Source organism: Polaromonas sp. 39-63-25, assembly GCF_002278925.1.
Classification (GTDB): Bacteria; Pseudomonadota; Gammaproteobacteria; order Burkholderiales; family Burkholderiaceae_C; genus Polaromonas.
On record NZ_NCJH01000001.1, the window covers coordinates 237,087 to 253,034 of the forward strand.

Consider the following 15,948-nt stretch of genomic DNA (forward strand, 5'->3'; position numbering starts at 1 on the left):
TCTTTCTTAAAGGCGTGAGCCGAGCGCGAAATACCCGCCGGCATGAAACAGCAGCGGCGCCGCCTCGGACAGCGTAAAGCGCTCGACTTCGGCAATGAACAGGCAATGGTCGCCGGCGATTTGCCGCGAGACCGTGCGGCATTCGAACCAGGCGCTGGCGCCATGCAGCAGCGGCAAGCCCCAGGCGTTTTCCGCATGCGGCACTCCCTCGAACTTGTCGGCCTGGGGCGAGGCGAAACGGCGCGACACCTCCACCTGGGCTTCGGCCAGCACGTTGACGACAAAACGCTCGGCCTCTTCAAAGACCGGCAGGCTGGGCGAACTGCAGCGCAGCGACCAGAGGATCAGCGGCGGCTCCAGCGACAGCGCCGAAAACGAATTGACCGTGAGCCCGACAAAGGGACCGTTGCCGGCGCGGGTGGTCACCACCGTGATACCGGTGGCGAACTGGCCCAGCGCGATGCGCAGGGCCCGGCTGTCCGGTGCCGCAACGGGAACAGGGGTACCGGAATCCGGGGTGGCTTGCAGGGCAGCATTCATTCGTCGCATAATATATGAATATTCATGCAATACGCAAGCGCATCAACCCGGCCTCCAACCCGACCTCTTCTTTGGCGAGGCACACCGTGAGCCGCTCCCGCAAACCGGCCGGTGCGCCAGCGGCTGCCAGCCGGTTTATCGACGGCTATCTGTCCTACCTGCTCGCGCGGGCCAGCCACACCGTGTACAGCGAGTTCCACGCCCAGGTCCAGGCCGCCGGTTTGAGCCAGCTGGAATGGCGGCTGCTGGCCACCTTGTCGGACGGTGACGGCCTGACGATCGGCGAGCTCGCGCGCGAAATCCTGGCCCAGCAGCCGACACTGACCAAACTCGTGCAACGCATGGAAAAAGCCGGCTGGGTGCGGCGTGGCGAAGACCCGGCCGATGCACGGCGCACCCTGGTGTTCGAGACTGAACAGGGCCGCGCCACCGTGGCTGCGCTGCTGGCCCAGGCCAAGGCGCACGAAACCTCGCTGCTGCAGGACTTCAGCGAACGTGACGTCACGGCCCTGAAGAAGATCCTGCGCACCCTGATCGGCCGCGGCGACGGGGGCTGACCCCCGGTTGCCGGGTCGGCGCCGATTACTTGACTTTGTCAAGTAATTGATAAATCATGGCAGCCATGACACCGCGTACCGCTTCCACTTCCGTCTCCGCCGCCCACGTCAAGGCGGTTCGCCGCTTCAATCGCTTCTACACGCAGCGCATCGGCGTGCTCGACCCTTATCTGGGCAGCGAGTTTTCACTGACCGAGGTGCGCGTGTTGTACGAACTGGCGCATCGCGACCAGCCCACGGCCACCGAGCTGGGCCGCGACCTTGCGCTGGACGCGGGCTACCTCAGCCGCATCCTGCGCCGCTTCGAGCGCCAGGGATGGATGGCCCGCACGCCCTCGCCCGCCGATGCCCGGCAAAGCCTGCTGCAACTCACCGAGGCCGGCCACCAGGCTTTTGCACCGCTGCAGCAACGCTCGCGCGACGAGGCGGCCGCCCTGCTGTCACCGCTGGCCAGGCCGGCGCAGCAGCAGCTGACCCAGGCGCTGGCCACCGTGCAGCGCCTGCTGGCGCCTGACACGTCCCCTGCCGGACAAAACGTCGTGCTGCGCGACCCGCAACCCGGTGACATGGGCTGGGTGGTGCAGCAGCATGGCGAGGTCTACGCCCGCGAGTACGGCTGGGACAGCACGTTTGAAGCGCTGGTGGCGGAGATCGTCGCAGGCTACGTGCGCCAGCACCAGCCCGAGTGGGAGCGCTGCTGGATCGCTGAGGTCGACGGAGAGCGGGTCGGTTCGGCCTTTGTCGTGCGCAAGTCCAAAACCGTGGCGCAGCTGCGCCTGCTGATCCTGACGCCCCAGGCGCGCGGACTGGGCCTGGGCGCACGCCTGACCGATGAATGCCTGGCCTTTGCGCGCAGCAAGGGTTACAAAAAAATGGTGCTCTGGACCAACAGCTGCCTGGACAGCGCACGCGCCCTGTACGCCAGGCGCGGCTTCAAGCTGGTCAACAGCGAGCCCTACACCGGTTTCGGCAAAGACCTGGTCGGCGAGACGTGGGAACTACGGCTGTGAACCGCCCGCCGCCCCGGTGAAGCTCAACCTGGCCCTGCTGGCCGCGGCCGCCACCGGCGTGCAGGTTGGCGCAGCCATCGTGGCCTCGCGTTTTGTCGTGGCCGACGTCCCGCCGCTGACCTTGGCCCTGCTGCGTTACGCGATTGGTTTTGCCTGCCTCCTGCCTTTTTTCTTGAAGTCTTTTCTGGCACCAGCCCTTGGTGGACAAGCGCGAGCAGCTATTAAAAATATAGCAATTTCAGACTGGCTGGCGATGGCCGGGCTCGGCACCGGCCAGTTTGCGGTGTTGATCGCGCTGCTCAATTACGGTCTGCAGCACATCGGTGCCGCCCAGGCGGCGCTGATTTTCAGCCTGTTCCCGCTGCTGACCCTGCTGCTGTCCAGCGCCCTCGGTCGCGAACGCATTTCGGCCGCGCTGCTGGCCGGCGTCTTGCTGTCCATCACCGGTGTGGCGCTGTCGCTGTGGCCCAAACTCCAGGCGCCGCACCCGGGCCACTGGTGGGGTGAGGCGGCGGTGCTGGCCAGTGCCGGCGTCGGCGCACTGTGCAGCGTGTTGTACCGCCCTTACCTGCAGCGTTACCCGACGCTGGCGGTGTCCAGTTTTGCGATGCTGGTATCGGTGCTGTTTCTCGGCCTGCTGGCCCTGACCGAAAACTGGCCCACGCGGGTCATGGCGCTCGGCCTGCAAAGCTGGACCGTGGTCGCCCTGATCGGCATCTCCAGCGGCATCGGCTACTTCTGGTGGCTCTACGCCCTCAAGCACGAGTCGCCGACGCGGGTCACCGTGTTTCTCGCACTCAACCCATTGACAGCGGCCCTGCTTGGCGTGCTTTTTCTCGGTGAAGCCCTTTCCCCGTGGTCGGCAGCAGCTATCTTTTTAATAGCGTCCGGTTTGTGGCTGGCGACCCGCGGCGCGGCGCCGGCCCGGCGATAATCGGGCCATGAACGCACCGCCCGGCACGCAAGAAACCACCCGCCCGCAGCCGCAATCCCTGACCGACCTGTTTGTCTCCTTCACCCTGCTGGCGCTGCAGGGTTTCGGCGGTGTGCTCGCCGTCGTGCAGCGTGAACTGGTCGAGAAAAAACGCTGGATGACGCGTGAGGAGTTCGTTGAGGAATGGGCCGTCGCGCAGATCATGCCCGGACCCAACGTCGTCAACCTCTCGCTGATGATTGGTCACCGCTACTTCGGCCTGCGCGGCGCCATGGTGGCCCTGGCCGGCATGCTGACTGTGCCGCTGCTGGTGGTGTTGCTGCTGGCGCTGGTGTATGCGCAGTTCGCCGACAACCCCGGCGTGGCCGGTGCCCTGCGCGGCATGGGGGCGGTCGCAGCCGGACTGATCGCCGCCACCGGCCTCAAGCTGATGAGCGCCCTGGCCAGGCACCCGCTGGGCCTGCCGCTGTGCATCGCGCTGGCGCTGCTGTGTTTCACCGCCATCGCCTTGCTGCGCCTGCCGCTGGCCTATGTGCTGCTTGGCCTCGGCGGGCTGGCCTGCACGCTGACCTACCGCAAGCTCGCGCCATGAGCCTGAACCTGCAATGGACGGACTGGCTCGGCATGTTTGTGCATTTCCTGTCGCTGTCGCTGCTGTCGATAGGCGGCGCCATCACCACCGCACCCGACATGCACCGCTACCTGGTGGACCGGCAGCACTGGCTGACCGATCCGCAGTTCAACGCCTCGGTGGCAATTGCGCAGGCCGCGCCCGGCCCCAACGTGCTGTTTGTCGCGCTGATGGGCTGGCAGGTGGGTCTGAACGCGGGCGGCCCGCTGCTGGGCCTGTTCGGTGTGCTGGTCACCATGCTGGGCATCATGCTGCCCAGCACCACGCTGACCTACCTCGCCGCCAGCTGGGGCCACCGCAACCGCAACCTGCGCTGGGTGCGCGCCTTCAAGCAGGGCATGGCGCCCATCGTGATTGCGCTGCTGATCGCCACCGGCTGGATCCTGGCCAGCGCCAACGTCACCGGCCTGAAAGACTGGCCGGTGGCGCTGCTGACCGTGGTGACGGCGCTGATTGTCTGGCGCACCCGCATGCATTTGCTGTGGCTGCTGGGGGCCGGCGCCCTGCTGGGCTGGTTCGGCTGGATCTGAATAAAAACGGGCTTGCGCCCTTGCGGACTGGGCGCCAGAAGCTATCAAAAAGAGAGCTGCTGGCGACGCGCTCAGCTGCGCTGGCGCAGCGCCTCGTAAAGGCAGACACCGCTGGCCACCGAGACGTTCAGGCTCTCGACAGCGCCGCGCATCGGGATGCGGACCAGCTCGTCGCAGGTCTTGCGTGTCAGCTGGCGCATGCCCTCGCCTTCGGCGCCCAGCACCAGGGCCACCGGGCCCTTGAGGTCCACGTCGTAGATGGTTTTTTCGGCATCGTCGCTGGTGCCTATGCACCAGATATTGCGTTCCTTGAGCTCGCCCAGGGTGCGCGCCAGGTTGGTCACCATGAAATAAGGCATGGTTTCGGCGGCGCCGCTGGCCACCTTGGCGACTGTGGCGTTGATGCCGGCCGCATGGTCCTTGGGCGCAATCACCGCGTGTGCACCGGCCCCGTCGGCCACGCGCAGGCAGGCGCCGAGGTTGTGCGGGTCGGTCACGCCGTCGAGCACCAGCAGCAGCGGCGACTCTTCGCCGGCGGCTTCGAGCTGCTCCAGCAGTTCGTCCAGCGACTTGACCTGCGGCACGGCATCGACCCGCGCCACCACGCCCTGGTGACCGTGGCTGCCGCACATCTTGGCCAGCCGCAGCCCGTCCGACTCGATCAGCCGGATGCCGGCCTCCCGGGCACGGTCGACAAACTGGCGCATGCGGGCGTCGCGCCGCGACACGTCGAAAAACACCTCGAAAACGGATTGCGGGGCGGTTTTGATGCGCACGCCGACGGCATGGAAGCCGAACAGGACTTTGGGGGAAGAAGACATCCCTCGATTATCGCTGCACCACCTGTCTCCTGACGGCAGGAGTCACTGGAGGGATGGGCGGCAAGGGGGAAAGCCTAAAATGGTAACGAGATGTTTTTTGAAATGGGGACGTCATGGGTTTACGCCTTAAGTTCAATCTGGTGCTGGTGATCGTGTTCCTGGCCGGCTTTGCGGCCACCGGCCTGGTCTCGCGCCAGCTGCTGCAGGACAACGCCCGTGAAGAGGTGTTGCGCAATGCGCGCCTGATGATGGACACGGCGCTGTCCGTGCGCGCCTACACCGTCGAGCAGGTCAAGCCGCACCTGGACAGGCAGCTTCAGGAGGTGTTCCTGCCGCAAAGCGTACCGGCCTACGCCGCCACCGAAACCCTGGGCCACATCCAGAAAAAATACCGCGATTACGGCTACAAGGAAGCCACCCTGAACCCGACCAACCCGCGCGACCGCGCCACCGACTGGGAAGCCGACATCGTCCAGCAGTTCCGCCAGAATTCCGAGTCGAAAGAGCTGGTGTCGGAGCGCACGGGCGGCACCGGCCGCATCCTGTACATCGCCAAACCCATCCAGATCAGCAACGCGGCCTGCCTGCAGTGCCACAGCGTGCCGGCCGCGGCGCCCGCCAGCATGCTGAAAATCTACGGCGAGGCCAACGGCTTTGGCTGGAAGCACAATGAGATCGTGGGCGCCCAGGTCGTGACCGTGCCCATGGACATTCCCGTCCTCAAGGCCGACCGCGCCTTCAAGACCTTCATGGCCGCCCTGGCCGCCGTGTTTGCCGTGGTGTTTGTCGCGCTCAACCTGATGCTCAGCTGGCTGATCGTGCGCCCCATCCGGCGCATGTCGCTGGCGGCCGACAAGGTCAGCACCGGCGACTTCGACGTGCCGGAGTTCTCCGACGCGGGGCGCGACGAAGTCGCGGTTCTCGGCAGCTCGTTCAACCGCATGCGCCGCAGCCTGGAAAAAGCCATGCAGATGATAGAGCGGGGAAACTGAACCCATGGACCTGGCGCCGGCCTCCGCCAACCCGCCCTGCGCGGCGGGCGTGGACACGGCCGCCCTGCCCGAGGGGCACACCGTCTTCGAGTACCGCATCGAAAAAATGCTGGGCGGCGGCGGCTTCGGCATCACCTACCTGGCACGCGACATCAACCTCGAGCTGCCGGTGGCCCTCAAGGAGTATTTTCCGGGCGACCTGACCTCCCGCGCGGCCGACCTCTCCGTGCGTGTGCGTGTGCCCGAGGCCGAGCAGCAGTTCCACTGGGGGCTGGAGCGTTTTCTCGACGAAGCGCGCGCGCTGGCGTCCTTTCGCCACCCCAACATCACCCGTGTGCTGCGTTATTTCAGGGAAAACGGCACGGCCTACATCGTCATGGAGTACGAGTCGGGCGACCCGCTCAAACGCTGGCTGGCTGACCAGCCGATGCTGGACCAGGCCGGGCTGCTCAGGGTGATCCATCCGCTGCTGGACGGTCTGGAGGCGGTGCACAGGCTGGACTTCCTGCACCGCGACATCAAGCCTGACAACATCTACATCCGCGCCGACGGCACGCCGGTGCTGCTGGACTTCGGTGCCGCGCGCCGCACCACCGGCGGGCGCGATCTGACGAATATCGTGAGCCCGGGTTTTGCCCCCTTCGAGCAGTACCACAGCAAGGGCAACCAGGGGCCGTGGAGCGACCTCTATTCGCTGGGCGCCGTGATGTACTGGATGACCACCGGGCAAAAACCGGTGGAGTCCGCCGCACGCGTGCAGGACGACACCATGCCGAGGGCGGTGGACATCGGCAATACGGCGGTATTCGGCGAGGCGCTGCTGCGCGCCATCGACTGGGCGCTGAGCCCGAGCGAGGGCCGCCGGCCGCAGAACGTCGCGCAATTGCGGGCTGCGCTGGAGGAAGCCGCACCCCGCCCCGCCGGTCTCGTACCCGCGGCTGGCCACACGCCTGCGGCCACGAGCGCGGGCCCGGAGAGCCAGACTCCGGCCCTGGCAGCCGCCGCGCTGCGCAGGAATGTGCTGGGCACCGTGATGTTTCTGAATCTGGTGGCCTCCTCGAAACATCCGGTGGATCAGCAAATGGCGCTCAGGGAGCGCTTCAACGAACTGATCCTCAAGGCGCTCAAGGGCGTGGCCGAATCCTCGCGCATCGTGATGGACACCGGCGATGGCGTCGCCGTCTGCTTTCTCGGCGACCCCGAGGAGGCGCTGCAATCGGCGCTGCTGCTGCGCGGGCTGCTGCTGCAGAAGTACGGCCAGATGCTTGCGGTACGCATCGGACTGCACCTGGGGCCGGTGCGCATGGTGCATGACGCCCACCAGCGTATCAGCGTGGTCGGTGACGGCATCAACGTGGCCCAGCGCATCATGGACTTTGCCCAGCCCAACCAGATCGTGGTCTCGCGGGCCTACCACGACGTCATTTCGCGCATCATGGACAACGCCGCCGGCATGTTCAGCGCCATGGGTCCGCACCTGGACAAACACCTGCGTTCGCACGAGATCCATGCCGTTCTGGACCGGCCTTCACAGCCGACCCCTGTCGCGCCGGCGAACAGCGGGTTTGAAAACACCGCCTCGTTCGCGGCCCTGGCCACGCTGACGCCCGAAGCGGTGGCCGACATCGAGGCCGAACTCGCCAGAAGCATCGGGCCGCTGGCCAAAGTCCTCGTCAGCAAGGCCGTGCCGCGCACCGTCAGTGCCCAGGGCCTGCGCGACCTGCTGGCGGTGTCGATTCCCGATCCGGCGGCGCGGCAGCTGTTCGTCCAGCCGAAAAGCCACAAGACCCAACCCGTGCCCCACCCGGCCAGCGGGACAGACCGCTCCGGCACGCTCAACCCCTTCAGCCGGCCGCGCGCAGACCACAGCCGGCCCGTCAGTTCGCGCAGCGGTCCGGTATCGGCCCTCTCCTCCCCCAACTTCAGCGATGCGCAGCTCGCGCAGGTGGAGCGGGCCCTGAGCCAGTTCATCGGCCCGCTGGCGAAAATGATCGTGAAGAAGGAGTTGGTCCGGCATACCGCGCTGGAGACGCTGGTGCAGGCCCTGGCCACCGAAATCGACCGGCCGGCCGACCGCGCCAGCTTTCTGGCGGCGATGCAAAAGCTCTAGGGCCGAGCCACCTGTCCGCCGTCCGGATTGCTACTTTATCAATAGCACTCCCCGTACGTCAATCAAGGGCTACGGCCTATTTTGACCTCAAACCGCAACGACCTGGCCGGCCTCGATGGTGATGCGCCGCTCGCAGCGCGCAGCGATGGCCGGGTCGTGGGTCACGAGCACCAGCGTGGTACCCAGTTCCTGGTTGAGCTCGAACATCAGCGCCATGACTTTTTCGCCGGTGGCAAAGTCCAGGCTGCCGGTGGGCTCGTCGGCCAGCAGCACCGCCGGTTGCACCACAAAGGCCCGGGCCAGCGCCACCCGCTGCTGCTCGCCGCCCGACAGCACCTTGGGGTAGTGGCCCAGGCGTTCACCGAGGCCGACGCGCTTGAGCATCTCGGTGGCCTGCGACCGCGCGTTCTTCGCGCCCGACAGTTCCAGCGGCAGCATGACGTTTTCCAGCGCATTGAGGTTGCCCATGAGCTGAAAACTCTGGAACACAAAACCGACCTTCTGAGCGCGCAGCGCCGCGCGGTCGTCTTCGCTGAGCGCAAACAGGTCCTGGCCGGCCAGCCGCACCGTGCCCTGGGTGGGCGTGTCCAGCCCGGCGATGATGGACAGCAGCGTGCTTTTTCCCGAACCGGAAGCACCGACAATGGCGGCAGTCTCCCTGGCCGCGAGTGCGAAGTCAATATCGCGCAAAATGGTCAGCGTGCCCGTCGAGTCGCTCACGCTCTTGAAAACATGCTCGACGGAAATAATTGAAGATGAACGGTCTCCCGCCCCTGCCGCGAAGGTGGACGGCGCCGGAGAAACAGGAACAACGGGTTCAAACATGCCAGCCTTGTCGGATATTTGGGGAATTATTTTTGGAATGACTCGCCCTGACTTTACCAAGCCCGGGCGGCGCGCGGGTCTGCTGGGCCTGATGCTCTGCACTTTCATGCTGGTATTGCCGCAGAACGGGCAGGCCCAGGCCGTGGCCCAGGCAGCAGCCGGCGCCGGCCCGACGATTCTGGTGGTCGGCGATTCGCTGAGCGCCGAATACGGCCTCAAACGCGGCAGCGGCTGGGTCAGGCTGATGGAGCAGCGCCTGGCCGCCGAAAAAATTCCGGCCCGGGTGGTCAACGCCAGCATCAGCGGCGACACCACCTCGGGCGGGCGCTCGCGCCTGCCGGCCCTGCTGAGCCAGCACAAGCCCGGCGTGGTCATCATCGAGCTGGGCGGCAACGACGCCCTGCGCGGCCTGCCGCTGGACATGACCGAAGGCAACCTGCGCGCCATGACGCAGGCGGCGCAAAAGGCCGGCGCCCGGGTGCTGCTGGTGGGCATGCAGGTGCCGCCCAACTACGGCAGCGACTATGCAGCGAAGTTTTCCGGACTGTTTGCCAAGGTCGCGAAAGACCGCAAGGCGGCGCTGGTGCCTTTCCTGCTCAAGGGTGTGGGCGACACCGAGGACGCTACCCGGCTGTTCCAGGCCGACCGCATCCACCCCAACGAGCAAGCGCATCCGCTGATGCTGGCCAATGTCTGGCCGGAACTGGGAAAACTTCTCAAGTGAGCGTCGATCGCATCACGGCCCAAGAGGCGCTGGTCCGCCTCGCCGACTTTTCGACCATCATCGACGCCCGCAGCGAAGGCGAATACGCCGAGGATCACCTGCCCGGCGCCGTCAACTGGCCCAGCCTGAACGACGATGAACGCAAAATTGTCGGCACGAGTTACAAGCAGATCAGCCAGTTCGAGGCGAAAAAGCTGGGCGCCGCGCTGGTTGCCAAAAACATCGCGGCCCACATCCAGCGCGAGGTGCTGGACAAACCGCGCGAATGGCAACCGCTGGTGTACTGCTGGCGCGGCGGCAAACGCAGCGGCTCGCTGGCACTGATCCTGGACCAGATCGGCTTCAAGGTCACCCTGGTGGACGGCGGCTACAAGGCCTTCCGGGCAGCCCTGGTCGCCGACCTGCCGCAACTCGCCGCCCGCTACAGCTACCAGGTGGTGTGCGGCACCACCGGCAGCGGCAAGACCCGGCTGCTGCAGGCCCTGCAGGCCCAGGGCGCGCAGGTGCTGGACCTGGAGGCGCTGGCGAACCACCGCAGCTCGGTGCTGGGCCTGATCCCCGGCGTGCCGCAACCCAGCCAGAAGGCGTTTGACAGCCTGATCTGGGCCGCGCTGCGCAGCTTCGATCCGGCCCGTCCGGTCTACATCGAGAGCGAAAGCAAGAAGGTCGGCAACGTGGCCGTGCCCGAAGGCCTGATCGCCGCCATGCGCGCCGCCCCCTGCCTGCAGCTGGACCTCGCCGAAGACGAACGTGTCGCGCTGCTGCTCGAGGACTATGATTTTTTTGTCAGGGACATCGCATTTTTCTGCGAACGCCTGGGCGCGCTGACCGAGGCCCGCGGCAAGGACACCGTGCAGGACTGGCAGGCGCGTGCGCGCGGCGGCGACGTGGCATCCGTGGTGCGCGAGTTGCTGGTCAGGCACTACGACCCGGTGTACCTGCAGTCGATGCGGCGCAACTTCAGCCACTACGAAACGGCCCGGGTCCTCGCGCCACGCGACCACACGGCCGCGGCGATGGCCGAGCTCGCGGCCAGCATGCTGGCCAGCTGAAACGCAGGCGCCAACAAACAGGCCCCGGAAGAACAGCTGCCTGTCCCTGCGGGGCCTAGTGGCCGCATCGGCTATCAAAAAGAGAGCTGCTTGCGCCGGTAAATCAAGGGCTGGCGCCCGATTTGATTCAAATTTTCAGAGATCTCCGCAACCTCAGGGTGCGGGATCGGCCGGTGGCGGTGTGCCGCCCGCGTCGTCGCCATCGGGCGTATCGTCATCGGGCAGGTCCGGTTTGCCTTCGGCCTTGCGCTTGAGCTTTTCTTCTTTCTTCTTCTTTTTGGCCAGCTCTTTCTGACGTTTTTCGTAGGAATAATTGGGAGTTGCCACAGCGTGCTTTCTTCAGGAATATGTCCTAACTGTACTGCATCGCCGCCAGCGCGTTCGCCAGGTCGGCCTGCAGGTCGGCCACCGCCTCCAGCCCGACCGAAAACCGCACCAGGCCGCCCTGAAAGGGCCAGGGCGTGGTGCGTATCGCCGGCACGTCGTAAGGCGCGCACAGGCTCATGGGACCAGCCCAGCTGTAGCCGAGCCTGAACAGCTGCAGGCTGTCGCAGAAGCGGTCCACCTCGGCTTGCGGATAGCCGGCCTTGAACACGATGCTCAGCAGGCAGGCAGCGGCCGTGCAGTCGCGTTGCCAGGTCGCATGGCCGGGCGAGCCGGCCAGCGCCGGGTGCAGCACGGCCTCGATCTGAGGTTGCTGCTGCAGCCAGACCGCCAGCGCGCGCGTGGCGCTGTCCTGCGCGGCGTAACGCAGGGCCATGCTGCCCAGCCCGCGCAGCACCAGTTCGGCGTCGTTGCCGGCCACACCGTAACCGACGCGCATATGGCAGAAATGCACCAGGTGATGCAGCGTCTCGTTGCGCGTGACGACCGAGCCCATCAGCACGTCGGCGCCGCCGCTGGGGTACTTGGTCAGGGCCTGGATGGAGATGTCGGCGCCCAGTTCAAAGGCGTTGAAGGCGATGCCCGCCCCCCATGTGTTGTCCAGCGCCGTCACGATACCTTGCGGATGCACATCGCCGTGCGCCTTGACGGCCGCCACCAGCGCCGGCAGGTCCGGAAACTCCAGCGTGATCGAGCCCGGTGCCTCGAGCCAAACCAGGCGCGTTGAGCCACTCAGTTTGGCGGCCAGGTCGGCGGGCTGCATGGGATCGTAATAACGGAAGCGGACGCCCCAGCCGGCCAGCTCATGCTGCGCAAAGGTCTTGTTGGGACCGTAGGCGTTGTCGGGAATCAGCACCTCGTCGCCGGCCCTCAGCAGCGCCATGTCGACCAGCGCCACCGCCGCGAGGCCGCTGGGCACCAAGGTGCAGAACTGCCCGCCTTCGAGCGTGGCAATACGTTCCTCGAGCGTGAAGGTGGTCGGTGTGCCGTGCAGGCCGTAGGTGTAGCCGGTCTTGTGTTTCCAGTCGCGCTGGCGCAAGGCCGCCACATTCGGAAAGATGACCGTCGAGGCCTTGTGCACGGCGGGGTTGACGGCCTCGAAACCGGCGGGCGGTTTGTAGGGGTGGTGGATCAGCTGGGTGGAAATATCGCTCATCTGCCAATGTTAACGGCAGGCGATGGTGGGCAATGCGGCTGAGCGCCCTCCCATTCAAGCAGGGGCCGCGGATCTGGCTCTGCCAGTCCGCAGGCGCAGCGCCCCCTCGGGGGGCAGAGAGCGACACGCAGTGCGCGAACGTGGGGGCTCTAGATCTTCCATTTTTCCATCAGCTGCGCGGGCCGCAAGGCATCGTAGCCCTCGAAGGGCTGGTGAATCCATGGGTTGGTCGGCAGGAACTCGACCGAATAATCCGGCTGGAAGGCGGACACGCCCTTGGTCCAGATCACCGCGCTGCGCAGTTCGCTGATCGGTTTGTAGTTGTTGCGCAGCTGGTGAATGACGGCGTTGAGCGTGTGGCCAGTGTCGGCCAGGTCATCGACCAGCAGCACCTTACCGGCGATCTCGCCCTTGGGGGTGGTGATGAAACGTGCGATATCGAGGTTGCCCTGCACCGTGCCGGAGTCGGCGCGGTAGGAGCTGGTGGACATGATGGCCAGTGGCTTGTCGAAAATGCGCGAGAGGATGTCGCCGGGCCGCATGCCGCCGCGCGCCAGGCACAGAATGGTGTCGAACTGCCAGTCGGACTGGTGGATCTTGATCGCCAGTTTTTCAATCAGGTTGTGGTACTCGTCATAACTGACATAAAGGTGCTTGCCGTCTTCGGTCAACATGAAAATGCTCCTGATTCAATAGCTGGTTGCGCCCGCCCCGACTGGGCTGGAGCACGATTTAACTGAAAACCCTGCAAAAAACGGTCAGGCCACGAACGGATGGCGCAACAAGATCGTGTGGTCGCGGTCGGGGCTGGTCGAGATCATGTGGATCGGCACGCCGGTGACTTCCTCGATGCGGTGCAGGTAGCGCTGGGCCGCGGCCGGCAGCTTGTCGTAGTCGGTCACGCCGACCGTGCTTTGTGTCCAGCCCGGCAGGGTTTCGTAAATCGGCTTGCAGCGGGCAATTTCTTCTGCGCCCATGGGCAGGATGTCGGTAATGTGGCCGTCGAGTTCGTAACCGGTGCACAGTTCGAGTTGTTCAATGCCGTCGAGCACATCGAGCTTGGTGATGCACAGGCCGGACAGGCCGTTGACCTGCGCCGAGCGCTTGAGCAGCGCCGCGTCGAACCAGCCGCAGCGGCGGCTGCGCCCGGTGGTCACGCCTTTTTCCGCACCGACGGTGCTCATGTGGTAACCCGGCGTGCCCGGTGTTTCCCAATCGAGCTCGGTCGGGAAAGGCCCGCCGCCCACACGGGTGCAGTAGGCCTTGGTGATGCCCAGGATGTAGTGCAGCATGCCGGGGCCGACACCGGCGCCGGCGGCCGCATTGCCGGCCACGCAATTGCTGGAAGTCACAAACGGGTAGGTGCCGTGGTCCACGTCGAGCAGCGTGCCCTGCGCGCCTTCGAACAGCAGGTTCGCGCCGTCACGGTGAGCGTCGTTGAGTTCGCGCGAGACGTCGGCCATCATCGGCTTGAGCAGTTCGGCGTGGCGCATGGCCTCGTCATAGACGGGCTGAAACTCGATGGCCGGCGCATGGAGGTAGCCGGTCAGCACGAAGTTGTGCAGGTCCAGCAGCTCGCGCAGCTTGGCGGCAAAACGCTCGGGGTACTTGAGGTCCTGCACACGCAGGGCGCGGCGGGCGATCTTGTCTTCATAGGCCGGGCCGATGCCACGGCCGGTGGTGCCGATCTTGACGGTGCCGCCGGTTTCGCGGCGGGTCTCGCGCGCAATGTCGAGTGCCGCGTGGAACGGCAGGATCAGCGGGCAGGCTTCGCTGATGCGCAGGCGCGAACGCACCTCGACACCGGCTTTTTCCAGCCCTTCGATTTCTTCAAACAGCTTGGCGGCCGACAGCACCACGCCATTGCCGATGTAACACTTGACGCCGGGACGCATGATGCCGCTGGGGATCAGGTGCAGGGCCGTCTTGATGCCGTTGATGACCAGCGTGTGGCCGGCATTGTGGCCGCCCTGGAAACGCACAACCCCCTGCGAGCTTTCGGTCAGCCAGTCCACCAGCTTGCCCTTGCCTTCGTCACCCCACTGGGTACCCACGACCACCACGTTGCGGCCGGCGGTTGCGGCGATTGTCTTTGTCATCTTCAGTCTGCTTTCAGGAGGGGTTGGTTATGCGGACGGCGCGGCTTCAGGCCGGCTTGTTGCCCAGCGGCTGGACCTGCCACTGGCCGGCCACGCTGGCCAGTTCGCGGTCACAGTCAAATTCATCAACTTCGTGCTCATGGCCGGGCAACACGCAGGCCACGGTTTCACCGCCGGCGCGCAGTGCGGCAATCGCGCTGCGCAGCCCGGCTTCTTCGCCCCAGGGGGCGCGGATGGCGGGACGCAAGGGTTTGGGTGACAGCACGCTGACCAGTTCTTTCAGGTCCAGGCTGAACCCGGCGGCCGGACGGTTGCGCCCGAACACAGCGCCGACCTCGTCATACCGGCCGCCGCGCACCAGCTCGGCGCCCTGGGCGCCGCCCTGCTGGCCGTGGCCATAAATCGCAAAACGGGTGCCGCTGTAGTAGGCATAACCGCGCAGGTCAGCCAGGTCAAAACCGATGCTGACATTGCTCGCCAGGCTGCTGACATGGGTGGCGAGCCACTTCAAATTCTGCAGCGCCTTGAGCGCTTCGGGCAAGGCCTTGAACGCTTTTTCGGCCTCAAGCAATACCTTCTCGTCGCCATAAAACTGCAGCAGGGCGAGCAGTCCCTGGCGTGCCGCGGCGGGCAACTCGCCGTTGAGGCTGGCGGTCAGGCTGGCCAGCTCACTGGCGTCCTTGCTCGCCAGCGCGGCATGAATGCGTGCCAGCATGGCGGCACTGACTTTGGCCCCTGCCAGCAGGCTGCTCACGATACGCACATCGGCCATATCCACCGACAGCTTCGTGACGCCGGCGGCACTCAAGCCTTCCAGCGCCAGCAGCTGGGCTTCGAGGTCGGCTTCCAGCCCGGCATGGCCGTAGATTTCAGCGCCGAACTGCAGCGGCTCGCGTGTGGCGTGCGGGCGGTCGGCGCGGGTGTGCAGCACCGGGCCGCAGTAACACAGGCGGGCCACGCCCTGGCGATTGAGCAGGTGGGCGTCGATGCGGGCGACCTGAGGCGTGGTGTCGGCACGCAGGCCCAAGGTGCGGCCCGAGAGCTGGTCCACCAGCTTGAAGGTCTGCAGGTCCAGCGCCTCACCGGTGCCGGTCAGCAGGGATTCGAGATGTTCGAGCAGCGGCGGCATGACCAGCTCGTAGCCGTAGCTGCGCGCCGTGTCGAGAAACAGGCGACGCAGCTCTTCGATGTGACGCGCCTCGGAGGGCAGGACATCGGCAATTTGATCCGGCAATTGCCATGATGACGACCAGGCGGGCATGTATTTATCGTGGGCTGTTAAAAACAGGATTTTACCGGGCTTGGGGCCTGTTTTCGGCCCGCGTCGGCACACAGATGCCCGGCGGGCTCAAATACAGGCGCCAGACCGCCGTGTCAGCGGCTGCTGGTCAGAGCAGAAAGGCCATCCACGCCAGGCCTGCAACGATGCTGCCCAGCCCGAAAAAGCGGATCTGCCCGTCCGTGAGTTGGAGGATCTTCTCGAACATGCCGCGCCAGCCGCGCGGCGAGAAAAACGGCAGCAGCCCCTCGATCACCAGCATCAACGCCAGTGCCTGCCAGATCGTGCTGCCGTCCAAGAGGGA

At 65.7% G+C, this 15,948-nt stretch carries 18 protein-coding genes; 9 read left to right on the forward strand and 9 right to left on the reverse strand.

Features of this window, described 5'->3' with window-relative positions:
• Positions 1 to 6: 6 nt before the first annotated feature.
• Positions 7 to 540: a flavin reductase family protein gene (locus B7X65_RS01140; protein ID WP_293592157.1), complete on the reverse strand. Its 534-nt coding sequence runs from the start codon at positions 538 to 540 to the stop codon at positions 7 to 9.
• An 86-nt stretch (positions 541 to 626) separates the two neighbouring features.
• Here B7X65_RS01140 and B7X65_RS01145 point away from each other — a divergent pair, with 86 nt between their 5' ends.
• Genes B7X65_RS01145 through B7X65_RS01165 form a run of 5 tightly spaced genes read left to right on the forward strand, consistent with a single transcriptional unit; the run spans position 627 to position 4,202 of the window.
• The gene (locus B7X65_RS01145) at positions 627 to 1,097 is read left to right on the forward strand and encodes a MarR family winged helix-turn-helix transcriptional regulator (RefSeq protein ID WP_293592158.1); all 471 of its coding nucleotides are present in this window, start codon (positions 627 to 629) and stop codon (positions 1,095 to 1,097) included.
• Between the two features lie 56 nt (positions 1,098 to 1,153).
• Positions 1,154 to 2,107: a bifunctional helix-turn-helix transcriptional regulator/GNAT family N-acetyltransferase gene (locus B7X65_RS01150; protein ID WP_293592159.1), complete on the forward strand. Its 954-nt coding sequence runs from the start codon at positions 1,154 to 1,156 to the stop codon at positions 2,105 to 2,107.
• 16 nt (positions 2,108 to 2,123) lie between these two features.
• Complete coding sequence (locus tag B7X65_RS01155) at positions 2,124 to 3,041, forward strand: DMT family transporter (RefSeq protein ID WP_293592160.1); 918 nt, start codon at positions 2,124 to 2,126, stop codon at positions 3,039 to 3,041.
• Between the two features lie 7 nt (positions 3,042 to 3,048).
• Positions 3,049 to 3,633, forward strand: coding sequence for a chromate transporter (locus B7X65_RS01160; RefSeq protein ID WP_293592161.1), 585 nt, complete (start codon positions 3,049 to 3,051; stop codon positions 3,631 to 3,633).
• Positions 3,630 to 4,202, forward strand: coding sequence for a chromate transporter (locus B7X65_RS01165; protein ID WP_293592162.1), 573 nt, complete (start codon positions 3,630 to 3,632; stop codon positions 4,200 to 4,202). Before B7X65_RS01160 ends, B7X65_RS01165 begins: the two co-directional genes overlap by 4 nt.
• Positions 4,203 to 4,273: 71 nt before the next feature.
• Here the strand turns inward: B7X65_RS01165 and rlmB are convergent, their stop codons facing one another.
• Positions 4,274 to 5,023, reverse strand: a complete 750-nt coding sequence (gene rlmB, locus B7X65_RS01170; protein WP_293592163.1) for a 23S rRNA (guanosine(2251)-2'-O)-methyltransferase RlmB — start codon at positions 5,021 to 5,023, stop codon at positions 4,274 to 4,276.
• Positions 5,024 to 5,136: 113 nt separating this feature from the next.
• Between rlmB and B7X65_RS01175 the strand changes: the two genes are divergently transcribed.
• Positions 5,137 to 6,015: a DUF3365 domain-containing protein gene (locus B7X65_RS01175; protein WP_293592164.1), complete on the forward strand. Its 879-nt coding sequence runs from the start codon at positions 5,137 to 5,139 to the stop codon at positions 6,013 to 6,015.
• A 4-nt stretch (positions 6,016 to 6,019) separates the two neighbouring features.
• Positions 6,020 to 8,125 carry a protein kinase gene (locus B7X65_RS01180; RefSeq protein WP_293592165.1) on the forward strand — a complete coding sequence of 702 codons (2,106 nt, stop codon included), beginning with the start codon at positions 6,020 to 6,022 and terminating at the stop codon, positions 8,123 to 8,125.
• 87 nt (positions 8,126 to 8,212) lie between these two features.
• On the opposite strand, the gene B7X65_RS01185 is transcribed toward B7X65_RS01180, so the two are convergent.
• On the reverse strand, positions 8,213 to 8,950 hold the full coding sequence (locus tag B7X65_RS01185; protein ID WP_293592166.1) for an ABC transporter ATP-binding protein: 738 nt from the start codon (positions 8,948 to 8,950) through the stop codon (positions 8,213 to 8,215).
• A gap of 91 nt (positions 8,951 to 9,041) precedes the next feature.
• On the opposite strand from B7X65_RS01185, the gene B7X65_RS01190 reads away from it, so the two are divergent.
• Together B7X65_RS01190 and mnmH are read left to right on the forward strand one after the other, a co-directional pair.
• Positions 9,042 to 9,674, forward strand: a complete 633-nt coding sequence (locus tag B7X65_RS01190; protein ID WP_293592441.1) for an arylesterase — start codon at positions 9,042 to 9,044, stop codon at positions 9,672 to 9,674.
• Positions 9,671 to 10,726 carry a tRNA 2-selenouridine(34) synthase MnmH gene (gene mnmH / locus B7X65_RS01195; protein ID WP_293592167.1) on the forward strand — a complete coding sequence of 352 codons (1,056 nt, stop codon included), beginning with the start codon at positions 9,671 to 9,673 and terminating at the stop codon, positions 10,724 to 10,726. The genes B7X65_RS01190 and mnmH overlap by 4 nt, the downstream gene beginning before the upstream one ends.
• A 153-nt stretch (positions 10,727 to 10,879) precedes the next feature.
• Here mnmH and B7X65_RS01200 read toward each other — a convergent pair whose 3' ends face one another.
• From B7X65_RS01200 to B7X65_RS01225, 6 genes are all read right to left on the reverse strand, one after another.
• The gene (locus tag B7X65_RS01200) at positions 10,880 to 11,053 is read right to left on the reverse strand and encodes a hypothetical protein (RefSeq protein ID WP_293592168.1); all 174 of its coding nucleotides are present in this window, start codon (positions 11,051 to 11,053) and stop codon (positions 10,880 to 10,882) included.
• Positions 11,054 to 11,078: 25 nt separating this feature from the next.
• The gene (locus B7X65_RS01205) at positions 11,079 to 12,266 is read right to left on the reverse strand and encodes a PLP-dependent transferase (RefSeq protein WP_293592169.1); all 1,188 of its coding nucleotides are present in this window, start codon (positions 12,264 to 12,266) and stop codon (positions 11,079 to 11,081) included.
• Between the two features lie 149 nt (positions 12,267 to 12,415).
• Complete coding sequence (locus tag B7X65_RS01210; protein ID WP_096662533.1) at positions 12,416 to 12,940, reverse strand: phosphoribosyltransferase; 525 nt, start codon at positions 12,938 to 12,940, stop codon at positions 12,416 to 12,418.
• Positions 12,941 to 13,024: 84 nt separating this feature from the next.
• On the reverse strand, positions 13,025 to 14,353 hold the full coding sequence (locus B7X65_RS01215) for an adenylosuccinate synthase (RefSeq protein ID WP_293592442.1): 1,329 nt from the start codon (positions 14,351 to 14,353) through the stop codon (positions 13,025 to 13,027).
• Positions 14,354 to 14,411: 58 nt separating this feature from the next.
• Positions 14,412 to 15,626: an ATP phosphoribosyltransferase regulatory subunit gene (locus tag B7X65_RS01220; protein ID WP_293592170.1), complete on the reverse strand. Its 1,215-nt coding sequence runs from the start codon at positions 15,624 to 15,626 to the stop codon at positions 14,412 to 14,414.
• A gap of 127 nt (positions 15,627 to 15,753) precedes the next feature.
• The gene (locus tag B7X65_RS01225; RefSeq protein WP_293592171.1) at positions 15,754 to 15,942 is read right to left on the reverse strand and encodes a DUF2065 domain-containing protein; all 189 of its coding nucleotides are present in this window, start codon (positions 15,940 to 15,942) and stop codon (positions 15,754 to 15,756) included.
• Positions 15,943 to 15,948: the final 6 nt, after the last annotated feature.